This is a genomic window from Gaoshiqia sp. US2, assembly GCF_059705485.1.
In genome coordinates this window covers 2,768,344-2,782,014 of record NZ_AP048550.1, presented here as the reverse complement: position 1 = coordinate 2,782,014, position 13,671 = coordinate 2,768,344, and the positions used below count along the sequence as shown (strand labels likewise).

The window sequence follows — 13,671 nt, the reverse complement described above, 5'->3', positions numbered from 1 at the left end:
TTTAATTGTTTAACTCTTGACAATAGCCTTGTAGGGAAGACAAAGTACCAGATAGTACAATCGTATCTGGTTGATATATAGCATAAAACTGACCTGCTGACTGTGTTTAATTTAGAACATTAGTATATAATCTAAGCCATCTCAATGCTTAGAACTGTTTGCTTTTCTTCTTTCACTTTGTTGTAATCATCCAATGCTTCAAAAAAGGCTGAAATATTTTCTGATGGTACATGTGGTGGAAGGTCGCACCCTGTAGAAAGAACAAAATTGTTGAACCCCGAGGTTCTGTTTAATAAATCAGAAGTAAATACTTTGACCTCCTTGGCTGAACGCATCTTCATGATGCCCACGGGGTCAATGTTTCCCATAATAAGTTTATCTTTTGGACAAAATTTCAGAGTTTCAACCATATCAATGGCATTGCCAAAATGGTAGGCGTTAGCTCCCGAGTTTAACATGGCCTCTGTACAATGTCCCTGGTTCCCGCAATTGTGTAGAATAACTAAAAATGTATCATCCTGAACAGCATCGACAATCTTTTTTACATATTCGGAAGAAAAATACTGGCAATCCTCGTTTGACAACAGGCCGGCAGCAGGTTCAGCAATAACAACCCCTGAACAGCCGATATTCTTTAATTCTTTACAGTATTTAAGAATAAACTCAGTGCATTTATCAAGTAAACATGTAATTGCCTCGGGTTCCATGTAGCATGCCACCATGATTTCTGACATGTCAAATAATCGTCCGGCAAGAGAGAATGGGCCAATAACGCCAGCAAAGACCGGTTTATCTTTAGTGCTCTCTACGGTTATTCTATTTGCTTTAAGGTATTGAGGAACACGACCGGCAGTAAGTTCAGGAACTTTCAGGTTTTCAATTTCTGCAGCATTGGAGACTAATCTTCCCATGATGTGTGGCATATCATTTTCCTGAAATTCGATCTGGCATCCAAATGCTTCTGCTTCAAGGGTTAGATCCATGATAACCGTTTTCGCTGCGACCGGGAAAACTTCATTTAGTTTTTTAATGGCCAGAGCATGTACCTCACCGTTTTGTACCGCATCTTTCACTTTTTTATCAATCATTTCAATTCCGGGGTGTGTCATAATCGGAATGGCAATTCTCTTTTTATTGCTTATTTGCTGATTCATCCAATTGTTTATGTTTGTCATACTTCCTGGATATTCTTAATTACAATTGTTTAAAAGGATTTATTTTCTTAAATTTTTAACAACAGAGCCCTGAAGTCTTGACTTCAAGACCCTGTTGAATCAACTATGCAAATTGAGTAAGGTAAATCGAAATTAAGAAGCCAGTCTACTTAGGTGTTCGACCACTCCCTGTGGATCAGGAGAGTAGAAATCAGCCCCGATCTTTTGGCAGAAGTCATTATTAACAGGAGCCCCTCCGATAAAGACTTTTGTGGTAGGAAGATTGGCCTTGATGTCAGTAACAATTTCACCCATATTGACCATTGTTGTAGTCAAAAGAGCAGATAAGGCTACAACTGCGCCTGGATTATTATTTACAGCTTCGATATATCGGGCAGAAGGAACATCTACCCCTAAATCGATTACGGACCAGCCGGCTCCTTCAACCATCATAGCCACCAGGTTTTTCCCAATATCGTGCAAATCACCTTTTACTGTTCCGATAATAAACGTTCCTTTCGTTTTAATTTCACCGGAAGTGAAAAATGGTTTGAGCTGAATCATTGAAGCTCCCATCGCTTTGGCAGACATAAGCATTTGCGGAACGAAAATCTTATTTTCGGAGAATTTCTTTCCAACGCGATCCATAGCCGGAACTAAGGCGTTTTCAAGTATGTGCTGCGGACTGATTCCAGTTTCGATAGCTTTGATGGTAAGTTCCAATGCGCCGTCTTGTCCTTTGAGTTGTGGTGGAAAAGGTGATTTCAAATCTACTTTTCCTAATTCAACAGCTTCCAGTAATTTTTCAAGTAAATCTTCCATAATGTATTAGTATAATTTATTTTAGTGGTTTATGATACAAAAATAGGTATAGGCAGAAACGAAATCTACACCAATTTTTACTAATTTTGATGCGATATTCACATTTTTTGTTTTTATTGTGCAATAATTACCACTATGTCGGCCCATTTTGAGCAAATCATTTTAAATGAAGGTGAATCTTTCTTTATCGGTATTTTTCAGGATAACCTGGAGAAAAGTACATGGCATTATCACAATAACTACGAAATCAGTTTCATTACTGAAGGCTCAGGTAAGAGGATTGTAGCTGACTCAATCGAAGAATTTCAGCCAGGGGATTTGGTATTTCTGGGGAAAAACCTGCCCCATGTGTGGATTGCTGATAAGGGACAAGGAATATGGTCAAACCGTACACTTGAAATGGTTTTTCTTCAGTTTACTGATAAGGCACTGTGTTCACAATTGCTTGCCCTTCCCGAATTTAATCATGTTGCAAAGGCTCTTTCGTTATCGGAACAGGGTATTCAGATTGTGGGTCAAACACTGAACGAAGTGAGTGAGCTCATGCTTCAGATGCCCTATCTGAAAGGCTTTGATCGGATGCTGCATTTTTTTAAGATGATGGACATTATCGGAAAGAGTGAATCGCATATTTATCTTGCCAGTAAGGAATATTTAAAAACAAGGTTTACTCCAGGAAATAAAAGAATTTCCACCATTCACGAATATTTGATGAATAATTACCGCGAGGAAATTGATTTGGCAAGGCTGGCAGGAATGGTCAATATGGCTGAGGGGTCGCTGTGCCGTTTTTTTAAACAAAACATGGGGATAACTATTTTTGAATACCTAAACAAGATCAAAGTTGAATTCGCTTGCAAGCTACTGATGGATCCGGATCTGAGTATTCTGGAAGTATGTCTCGACAGCGGATTTAATAATCTCAGCCATTTTAATAAGCAATATAAGAAAAACACAGGAGTAACGCCCAAAGAGTACAGAAAAAGATTTAATGGATTATCATAGTTTTTTATGTAATTATGCTTTATTTTTTATTGACAGATTAATTAGTTAACACTCCAAAAATCCAATGGACATGGTGTCTTGCATTAAATATGGAGATACTTTTCAGGTGAAGAATTAAATTCAACCGTTCCAGTTTGAGGATAATTCGCTCTTACATTGAATCGATTATTCGAATACGTAAATAATATCATGCGAGAGATTTTCTCTTTTTTCAATAATACTTGAAATTTAAAAAATGAAAATTATAGATTTGTAGCGATGGAAAAAAGACAAGAAATACTATCAGACAGAGAATTGTGGATAGATTTTATATCCGGTAATAATGAGTCCTTTAAAACCATATATGAATTATATTTTCCCGAGTTATTTAAATATGGATGTTATTTTTCTGAGGATGAGGATTTGGTGAAGGATTGTATTCAGGATCTTTTTGTTAATTTATATAACTATAGATTAAAACTAAAGTTGACCGATAAAATAAGGCCTTATCTGATAGGTTCTTTAAAAAGAAATATTTTTAATAAGCTTCGGGCAAAATCAGCAGAGAAAAAACGGCAATTAAATATTGATCATTTATCCTTTGATTATTCCTTCCCAGAGGATATAAACGAAACTGATGATGATGAAAAGTTTGCTTTACTTCAAAATGCCATGAAAGAGTTAACTGCACGACAGCGCGAGGCAATTTATTTGAAATATGTTTCAGGTCTAAGTTATGATGAGTTGTCGTTGGTTATGAATTTAAGTTATCAAGCTTCACGAAATTTAATTTGTCATGGAATGGAGCGATTGCGAAAGGCGATAGCCAATAAAACTCTTATCCTTTTATCAATAATTTGTAAGGTATCCTTCTTGAACAAGAATTCATTCTTTCAACCACAAGTTTGAATTCTCTTGAATTAAACAAATTAAGGAATATTCGCATATTTGTATTTGTAAATTTTGTTAATTCAAATATTTGAAATACAATTGATTGCTTGTTTTTTTTGTGTTTAGGGGGAAAAACATGAAAAATATTGGTTACAAAATAACATGTTTTCTTATTTATAGGCAAACAATGAATTTTTGTAATGAATCCACATCTACAGAACAAATTTCAGGATTTTATAGATAATCAATCCTTTGTTGACTGGGTAACGATGCCTACTACTGAAAGCGACCTCTATTGGCAACAATTTATGGCAGAACACCCTTCAGAAAAAGAATATATTGAGCAGGCAAAGTATATTCTAACAAAGTTTCAGGCAGAAAAACCGGATATCAACGATGATGATCTCAGAAATGTCTGGTTAAACATCCAAGAAAGAATTTTGAACCCACCCCCAAAGATTAGGTTTATTAATAAGTGGTCCATTGCAGCATCTATTTTATTAATCATTGGAACTAGCATCTTGTTTAAGAATATAAGGTCCCGTGATACCTCAATAGATTATACTACTATGGCAAAGGTGGTGCCTCAAGGTAATGAGGTTAAACTGATTCTTTCCGACAAATCAGAAAAGCGTTTTAATATCGAAGCCCCTGCATTTAAGTATAACCAGAATGGAGATATTCTGGTTGGCTCAGAGACTCTTGCCAGTGAAAAATCAACTTCTGAAACGCAAGACAAGGAGGCATTCAATCAATTAGTCGTACCTAAGGGCAAGCGATCCAGCCTCACTTTTTCTGATGGTACCAGGTTATATTTGAACTCCGGTAGCCATGTAATTTACCCGGTAACATTTAATAAAAAGCTTCGAGAAATTTACATTAGTGGAGAGGCATATTTGGATGTTGTTCATAATGACAAGTGGCCTTTTATCGTAAAGACCGATCACTTGAACGTGAAGGTATTGGGTACTCAATTTAACATCAAATCGTATCCTGACGAAATCAATTCATCTGTTGTACTTGTAAAAGGAAGTGTTCAGACTATCGTAAAATCACAAAAGATAGTAATGATGGAAAACGAACTATTCTCTTTGGACAACGCCACAGAAAAAGCCTCTCTGGGAAAAATTAATGTGCTTGAATACGTTTCTTGGAAAGATGGCTGGATGTACTGTACAAACGAAAGAATGGAAAGTATAGCGAGAAAATTATCTCGATACTATGATATAGATATTGAGTTTGATGAGCCAAAAGTAAAAGATATGACCTTAACAGGCAAGTTAGACATAAAATCTGAATGCGGGGAAGTTTTCGATGTTATCAGTTTTATAGCCCCGATCGATTATAAGATAATTGAAGGAAAAATAATATTATCATCTAAAACTAACTAAATAAGTATGCCTATGCAAGATTAAAAAAAATCATTTCTATGAAAAACAAAAAAGACAGGCTATACTCCTAATATAACCTGCCAATGTTTTAACTGCACGCTATTGTTAATAATTGCAAATTAAAACCCAAAAGCAAATTTATGAAAAAAAACAAGTTTTTAGTTCCATTAAACAGGAACTGGAAGAAATTATTGCTGACAATGAAACTATGTCTGCTGTTATTCTTGATTTCTACCGCATCGTTGATGGCCAATAGTGTGTATTCTCAGAATACCACATTGTCTTTTGATTTGAAGAATGCCACTCTAAGAGATTTGATCAATGAAGTTGAAAAACAGAGTGAATTTATTTTCGTTTATTACGACCAAGTAGTCGATTTGAATAAGAAAATTGATGTTCATGCTGAAAATCAGACGATCGATAAAATTTTAGATAAGATTTTTAAGTCCTCCGAGTTGACCTACCGGATTTTCGACCGGCAGATTGGTATTGGAAAGCGCGATCCTGTAACTGGTGAGATAGAACTACCTGGAACAATAGAAGAACAAACAGTGGCAGATAAGAAAGTAACCGGGGTGGTTAAAGATGCTAAAGGAGGGGCTATTCCCGGAGCTACGGTAATCCTAAAAGGCACAACAATTGGAACTATTACTGACGACAACGGAAGTTTTACGTTACAGGTTCCTGTTGATGCCAAAGTACTGGTTTTTTCGTTTGTCGGGTATAAACCGCTTGAAATTTCCATTGGCAATAAAACTTCTTTTAATATTACCTTGGAAGAGATGACCGTTGGCCTTGAAGAAGTAGTTGCTGTGGGGTATGGCACCCAAAAGAAAGCCAACCTGACCGGGGCTATTGTCGCGGTGGGAGGTGAGAATCTTGTCAAATCGCCCACTGCTTCGGTTTCCAATTCCCTCTCCGGACGTGTCACCGGGTTGACAACAATTCAATCAGGCGGAATGCCTGGCAGGGATGACCCGCAAATTTTTGTCCGTGGAATCGGATCCCTTACCACTGCAAACTCAACTCCCCTGATGCTGGTGGACGGGGTGGAACGACCGTTTACACAAATGGACCCCAATGAAATAGAAAGTGTTTCGATTTTGAAAGACGCCTCGGCGACTGCCGTTTATGGTATCCGGGGCGCAAACGGCGTTATATTGGTTACTACCAAACGTGGTGTGGAAGGCGCCCCTAAAATCAGTTTCAGCACGTCGTATGGGGTACAAAGGCCTTTGAACCTGCCCGAGACGGCAGATGCTTATACATATGTTACGAAATATAATGAGGTGCAGTTGAGCGACAATCCCAATGCCCCGGTGGCTTTTTCTCCGTTTGTAGTCGATGCTTTCAAGACCGGGAAATACCCCGAAGTCTTCTTTAGTACCGACTGGACAGATATCCTGGTGAAGAAAACCGCGCCGCAAAAACAAAGCAATGTGAATATCTCAGGCGGCAGCAAGGTCGTCAAGTATTTCGCTTCGCTGGGATACTTTGACCAGTCAGGTTTAATAAATTCTTTCGATATCGATGATTTTTACAGGTACAAACGCTATAATTACCGCGCAAACATTGATGTGGATGCCACCAAAACGACCAAGTTTTCCTTGACTATTGGAGGGAGAAACGAGATTAGGGGACGGACCGATAACCCGGAAGAATTATTCTGGTGGGTATGGGGGGCTAATGTTCCCTGGGCCGGGAAAATACTTCCCGACGGAAGAAATGTAGTGACCGGGACTTATTACAAGTTTAATAATTACGGGAGTCCGATCTACCCAAGAGGTACAGCCGCATTACCTTATAATAATGCCTGGTATAAAAATGTAACCAATGTGATGAACCTGGATATTCAGGTGACCCAGGAACTTGATTTCATTACTAAAGGACTTTCCTGGAGGCTGAAAGCTTCCAATAATACAACCAATAACCTTTCAAAAACGAGGACCGCATCGCAAATCATTTACGACCCCATGTTTAAATGCGATGTTGACCCGGCGGCAGTGGGCGACAGTACCGTAGTTTACCGGACGGAAGGGGAAGAAGGTATCCTGAATTATGTGGAAGGATCATGGAAAGCCCGGAACTGGTATGCAGAGAGCGCGTTAACGTACAACCGCGAATTCGGGAACCATTCGGTAACCGGCCTTTTGTTGTACAATTGCAGCAGGTCGTTTTATCCCGGCGTATACACCGATATTCCTTTAGGGTATGTGGGATTGGCTGCCAGGGCCACTTATGATTTTAAGCATAAATATATGGTTGACCTCAATATGGGGTACAACGGTTCCGAGAACTTTGCGCCGAACAAGCGTTTCGGTTTATTCCCCGCGGTATCAATAGCCTGGATACCAACCGAAGAAAGTTTCCTGAAAGGCAAATTGCCATCGTTTATTTCTTATATGAAATTAAGAGGCTCATACGGTGTTGTTGGGAACGATAGGCAAGGGAGCAACCGGTTCCTCTATATGCCGACTGCTTATAATGCCACCTCAGGCGGCGCAGCAGGTTCAGGATATAATTTTGGCACTAATGTCCCTCAATCGGTTATACTGGCCTCGGAAGGAAAACTGGGGAACCCGGACGTTACCTGGGAAAAAGCAGAAAAAACCGACGTTGGGATTGACCTGACATTATTTAGAAAACTTTCGTTGTCGGCCGATTACTTTTACGAAATCAGGAACAATATCCTTTCTACCCGAAACAGCGTCCCATCTATCTTTTTTATCACATTACCGGCCGTTAACCTCGGACGGGTGAAAAACCAGGGCTATGAGTTGGAGATGAAATGGACAGACAAATTAAGCGAGGCAAATTACTATGTTGGCGGCAATATTTCGTTTCACCGGAACAAGATCCTTTTCATGGACGAGATACAGCAACCGTATGATTATTTGATGCGTACCGGGCACCGGGTCGGCCAGCCCTGGGCTTACGTGAGCGACGGTTTCTGGACCCAGGAAGACATTGACCATCTGAGCGATTTTCCGAACCCGAATTATTCGCCAAAACCGGGAGACCTGAGATATAAGGATATTAACGATGATAAAAAAATTGACAGCTATGACCAGGTGGCAACCGGTTACCCAGCCTATCCTGAGATTACGTTTGCCCTAAATGGCGGTATCCGTTTCAAAGGATTTGACCTGAGCATGTTATGGCAAGGGGCAACAAATGTATCCAAAGAACTTATGACTCAAAACAGGTATCCTTTTGGAAGTACGGGCAACCGCAACCTGACAATGTACCTGGTAAATAATTCGTGGACGCCTGAGACTGCCAATACCGCCAGGTTCCCGCGAATGACTTTCACGGGTAGAGTAAATAATTATGACAAAGTTTCGGACGTTTGGATACAGGATGCCACCTACATTCGTTTAAAAAATGTGGAGATTGGTTACACGTTTAATCCTTCCCTTTTTAAGCGTATGGGTGTATCGTCGTTGAGGGTTTACGCGAATGGGTATGACCTCTTGACATTCTCTAAAATACCAAAAACCATTGATCCTGAAGCGCCGGGTGGGGACCAGAATTACCCGCTTATCCAGATTATCAATTTGGGGTTAAATGTTAACTTCTAATCAAACCAAAAACTTTAACTATGAAACGTACGATCATTATTCTTATAACTGCAGGGCTGTTATCAATCTATGGGTGCCAGGAGTTTCCGCTCGGGAACGATTTTCTTGCCAAAGCGCCGGGGGTTGATGTAACCAAGGATACGATCTTTTCAGACATCATGTATGCCGAACGCTATTTATGGGGCGCTTATGCCTGTTTACCCTATGGATTGGTGACATACATGACGAATACAAGGCAGAATTTAATAAACAGAGGGGAACTTGATGAGTTGACAGATATATGCCAGTCTTTCTCCTGGACCGGGCCAATCGGGAATTACTATACCGGAAATATGAATGCTTCAAGCTGGGAGCCCAATACTAAATATTCACTGTTGAATGATGGCGCTTACGACGGGATCAGGCGGTGCTGGAACTTCATCGCCAATATCGACAATGTCCCGAACGTTGACCCTGCTTACGCCAAATTGCTTAAAGCGGAGGCCCGCATCCTCATCGCTTTTAATTACGCACATTTGTACCGCCATTACGGGGGTGTCATCTGGTTAACCCACGCGTATGACGTTACCGAGGAAGTAGGCCAGATATCGAGGTTGACCGCGCAACAAACCTGCGATTCGATTGTAGCGTATTGCGACAAATTCGGGCCGGAACTGCCCTGGACACTCTCCGACCCGGATACATGGGACGGGCGCGTTACCCGGTACTGGGCACTGGCGCTAAAAGCCCGCGTGCTCCTCTTCAACGCCAGCCCGCTTTTTAATGCCAGCGAACCGTATCTTGCAGGAGCAGCTTCAGACCAGAAGCTGACGTGGCACGGGGGGTATGACGCGAACAGGTGGAAACAAGCCAGGGATGCAGCCAAAGCATTGATTGACCAATGCGAAGCCACCGACGATTATAAATTGTACCATAAAGAGGGGAACAGCTACAGGCAGGATTTTCAGGATGCCTATTTTTTGCGGAACAACAAAGAAATAATTATTTCCATCAGGATCGGGAGATATGCATATCCGGGTGTTGGTGATTGGTGGAATACTCATGCAATATTGGATGCATGGGGTAATACCAACATTACTGATACCTATGTCCGCATGTTCCCGATGTCAACCGGTCTGCCGATAACCGACCCGCTTTCGGGGTATGACCCGGCTAACCCTTACGTTAACCGGGATCCCCGCTTGTACGAAACCGTACTTGTAAATGGGGATACTTACAGAGGGCGGACCGCGGAAATGTGGTCAGGAGGGCGTGAAGCCCCCACTGGTTCAAGGATTGATAAGACCGGTTACCGGCTCAGAAAATTCAACCTGGATGAAGATGCAGCTACTCTGGTAGGCAAGCCGATGCATTTCCCGAACCTGAGGTTGCCTGAGATATATCTTTCTTATGCCGAAGCAATCAACGAATTCAATAACGGGCCTAATGCCGATGCTTACAAGTACGTTAACCTCGTGCGTAGCAGGGTGGGCCTGGGCAACCTTTCTTCAGGACTGACCAAAGAGCAGTTCCGCGAAGCCATTTTAACCGAAAGGGCACTGGAATTTGCTACAGAAGAAGTCCGCTGGTTCGACCTGATCCGTTGGAAGAGGGAAGGCGATTTTAAGAAACGCCTTCATGGGATGAAGATCACCAGGTCGGCAACGGCTCCCTATACTTTTACCTATACAGAATGGGAATTGCCCCCACGGTACTGGATGGACAATTGGTCGCCCAAATGGTACCTGAGCTATTTTCCGCAAAGTGAGGTAAACAAGGGATATGGGATCATCCAGAATCCCGGGTGGGAGTAATATAACGAACCAGTTTTAATAATTTAAAATCGGAATAAATGAAAAGAAACTTATTCAAAAGAAATATATGCCTGTTCTTTTTTGCTTTTCTGACCTTTTCCGGGATGGCCCAGCAAAAAATGCTTACAGGAACAGTGACCGACGGATCAGGCAAGCCTGTTTATGATGCTTTGATCACGATCAAAGAACAACCGGGAGTAAAAGTTTTTACCGATGATAAGGGAAAATTTACTGTTGCGGGAGAAGCAGGGCAGACGGTTGAAGTAAATACCAGGGACCTGCGTTATAAAACACAAAGGATTGAATCAGACCTGATTGTATTAACGGTGGACAAACACGACGAGTTGGTTCCGACCGGTTATGGGATGGAACAGCGCAAAGGCGAACTCACATCGGCCATTGGGGTAGTCAATGCCAACGAACTTGCCAAAAGTTCGGTGTGGAACCCGGCCAGCGCCCTTTACGGGAAAATACCTGGGTTGTTTGTCATGCAAAACGGCGGCACCAACTGGGACTCGGAACCCACACTTTATATCAGGGGTGTCGAAACATTTGCGACAGGATCGGTGGTAAATACCAGTGTCCTAACAATTGTTGACGGGTTCGAACGCCCGTTGTCTTCCCTGTCGCTTGGTGAAATTGAAAGCGTGGCCGTCCTGAAGGATGCCGCTGCGTTGGCCCGGTATGGCATCCGCGGTGCAAACGGTGTTTTGCTGGTTACAACAAAACGTGGCGCAGGGAAAAGCCTTTCGGTTGATGTAAGTTATGAACGCGGGGCCACATTCGCTTTCAGGTTACCTGAATTTCTCGATTCGTATAACTATGCGAAATCGGTTAACCAGGCGCGTTTAAACGATGGGTTGACTGCATTATACTCGCAGCCTGAACTGGATCGGTTCAGGTCGGGCAGTTCGCCTTACCTGTACCCCAACGTGAATTGGCAGGAGGAGTCTTTACGCGATTTCGGTACCTCCGATTTGGTCAATGTTTCGTTTCAGCAGGAAACGGGCGCCGTGAGATATTTCTCTACGCTGAATTTTCAAAACGAAGAAGGACTGTTTGGCCCTGTTAACGAAAATGAAGGGTACAGCACCCAGGCGCTGGGCCGCAAATTCAATTTCCGTTCCAACATCGATATCGATATTACCAAATCGACCCTGTTCACCGTCCGGCTGGCAGGGAATATCAAACAGAGCAATAGGCCGCAGTCAACAGAGGATTATATATTTTCTGTAATTAACAACACCCCTTCGGCCGCTTACCCGGTGCGTACGTACCATAATGAATTCGGGGGAACAACCAACTACAACAATAATCCTGTAGCGTTGATTTCGGCCAGGGGATATGCTACTCCGGGTACGCGTGAAATCATGACCGATTTCATGTTGGAGCAAAAACTAGATAAGGTATTAAAAGGTTTGTCGGTTGAAGCGGGCGTTTCCTATGATGCCTCTTTAGGCTTTTGGGATGCGAAAACAAAACAATTTCGTTATGAGCAGCTAACGCCGGTTTTGGACCCTGTGACAAACGAAGTTACAGATACCACCGAAACCCTTTACGGGTCGAATACCTCGCTGGCATTTGGCACTTCAACACAGGCGCAATGGAGAAGGCAAACTATTTTAGCCAACCTGAAATATGAAAAAGAATGGGGTGACAATGAATTGCAATCGTTCCTGTTGTTTCAGCGGGAAGAACTGGTGAGGAACGGGCAAAACAACACGTACCGCCACATGCTGGCCACAGGCAACATTCACTATGGCAAAGCAGGGAAATACTTTGCAGACCTTACCTTATCGGCAAATGGGACCAATGTTTTGCCGAAAGACAGCCGGGTTGGTTTCTTTCCTGCCGTTTCGCTGGCCTGGAAATTATCGGAAGAAAAATGGCTTACCGGCAGTAAGGTTTTTGACGACCTGAAGCTTAGGGCTTCGTGGGGAACGAGCGGGAACGACCTCGTGATACAGAATATTCACATGAGCCCCTGGGCAGGTGGTACCGGTTATTATTTTGGCACCGGCAACAATGCCGTCGGCGGGTATGCTGAAGGTCGCCTGGCATCGAGCCCGTTAACTTTCGAAACATCGTATAAATCAAATGTTGGGCTGGACGCAAGTTTGTTTAATGCGCTTGACATAAATTTCGACGTATTTTACGACAAACGAAAGGGCATTCTTGTAGGGACAAGTGGCACTATGTCGGCAGTTATAGGCGTTCCTAACCCATACAGCAGCGTGGGGATTGTTGAAAACAAAGGGCTTGAACTGGGCCTGAATTTCCACAAGAACTCTGGTAATTTTAATTATTACATAAACGGGCAATTGTCGGTTGCAAAGAACAAAATCGTTGATATGCTCGAAATTTACCGTCCGGAAGAGTACCTGAAAAGGACCGGGCGGAGCATTGGACAGTCATTTGGCCTGGAAGCGATAGGTTTCTTTACGGATGCTGCAGAAATTGCAGCCAGCCCAAAGCAGACTTTTTCCATAGTAAGGCCTGGCGACGTTAAATACAAAGACCAGAACGGCGACAACATCATCAATGCTTACGATGAAGTGCCAATTGGCTACACAGGGCTTCCGCAAATCTATTATTCGGGCTCGCTTGGCATCGAATATAAAGGTCTTGGGGTTGACGCCTCTTTCCAGGGCGTGGCAAAGCGGAACGTTTACCTGTACACATCGAGCATTTTCTGGCCGCTGGTGAACAACACCAATATTTCTACGTTCTCGGCAGGAGCATGGACGCCGGAAACAGCAACAACCGCTACCCTCCCACGGCTTACCACGTTGTCAAACGACAACAATTACAAGGCTAACTCGATCTGGTTAAGAGACGGGTCGTTCCTGAAACTACGGTCGGTCGAACTCTACTATAACTTTCCCAAACAGTTTCTTTCAAAAGTTAAGCTCGAAAAAGCAAAACTATATGTCAGGGGGATGAATTTGTTTTCGATCGACAATATAGAAATTGTTGATCCGGAAGCATTAGGGAATGGTTACCCGACCATGTCTTCGTACAATTTGGGTATTCAGGTAGGATTTTAAACTGTTAA

The 13,671-nt window shown here is 42.4% G+C and carries 8 protein-coding genes; 6 read left to right on the top strand and 2 right to left on the bottom strand.

Annotated features, from left to right (window positions below; all coding sequences use genetic code 11):
• Window positions 1-131: 131 nt before the first annotated feature.
• Together AC6H3C_RS11095 and AC6H3C_RS11090 are read right to left on the bottom strand one after the other, a co-directional pair.
• Window positions 132-1,154 carry a uroporphyrinogen decarboxylase family protein gene (locus tag AC6H3C_RS11095; protein ID WP_497520834.1) on the bottom strand — a complete coding sequence of 341 codons (1,023 nt, stop codon included), beginning with the start codon at window positions 1,152-1,154 and terminating at the stop codon, window positions 132-134.
• 153 nt (window positions 1,155-1,307) lie between these two features.
• Window positions 1,308-1,976 (bottom strand): cobalamin B12-binding domain-containing protein, encoded by a 669-nt coding sequence (locus AC6H3C_RS11090; protein WP_497520833.1) that lies wholly within the window; start codon window positions 1,974-1,976, stop codon window positions 1,308-1,310.
• Window positions 1,977-2,111: 135 nt separating this feature from the next.
• Between AC6H3C_RS11090 and AC6H3C_RS11085 the strand changes: the two genes are divergently transcribed.
• The 6 genes from AC6H3C_RS11085 (at window position 2,112) to AC6H3C_RS11060 (ending at window position 13,663) form a co-directional block, all read left to right on the top strand.
• Complete coding sequence (locus tag AC6H3C_RS11085; RefSeq protein WP_497520832.1) at window positions 2,112-2,981, top strand: AraC family transcriptional regulator; 870 nt, start codon at window positions 2,112-2,114, stop codon at window positions 2,979-2,981.
• 258 nt (window positions 2,982-3,239) lie between these two features.
• Window positions 3,240-3,869 (top strand): RNA polymerase sigma factor, encoded by a 630-nt coding sequence (locus tag AC6H3C_RS11080; RefSeq protein WP_497520831.1) that lies wholly within the window; start codon window positions 3,240-3,242, stop codon window positions 3,867-3,869.
• A gap of 182 nt (window positions 3,870-4,051) precedes the next feature.
• Entirely contained in the window at window positions 4,052-5,242 is a 1,191-nt protein-coding gene (locus AC6H3C_RS11075; RefSeq protein ID WP_497520830.1) for a FecR family protein, read from the top strand.
• A 140-nt stretch (window positions 5,243-5,382) separates the two neighbouring features.
• Complete coding sequence (locus AC6H3C_RS11070; protein ID WP_497520829.1) at window positions 5,383-8,823, top strand: TonB-dependent receptor; 3,441 nt, start codon at window positions 5,383-5,385, stop codon at window positions 8,821-8,823.
• 20 nt (window positions 8,824-8,843) lie between these two features.
• Complete coding sequence (locus tag AC6H3C_RS11065) at window positions 8,844-10,616, top strand: RagB/SusD family nutrient uptake outer membrane protein (RefSeq protein WP_497520828.1); 1,773 nt, start codon at window positions 8,844-8,846, stop codon at window positions 10,614-10,616.
• A 38-nt stretch (window positions 10,617-10,654) separates the two neighbouring features.
• Window positions 10,655-13,663: a SusC/RagA family TonB-linked outer membrane protein gene (locus AC6H3C_RS11060; RefSeq protein ID WP_497520827.1), complete on the top strand. Its 3,009-nt coding sequence runs from the start codon at window positions 10,655-10,657 to the stop codon at window positions 13,661-13,663.
• The last annotated feature ends 8 nt before the right edge of the window (window positions 13,664-13,671 follow it).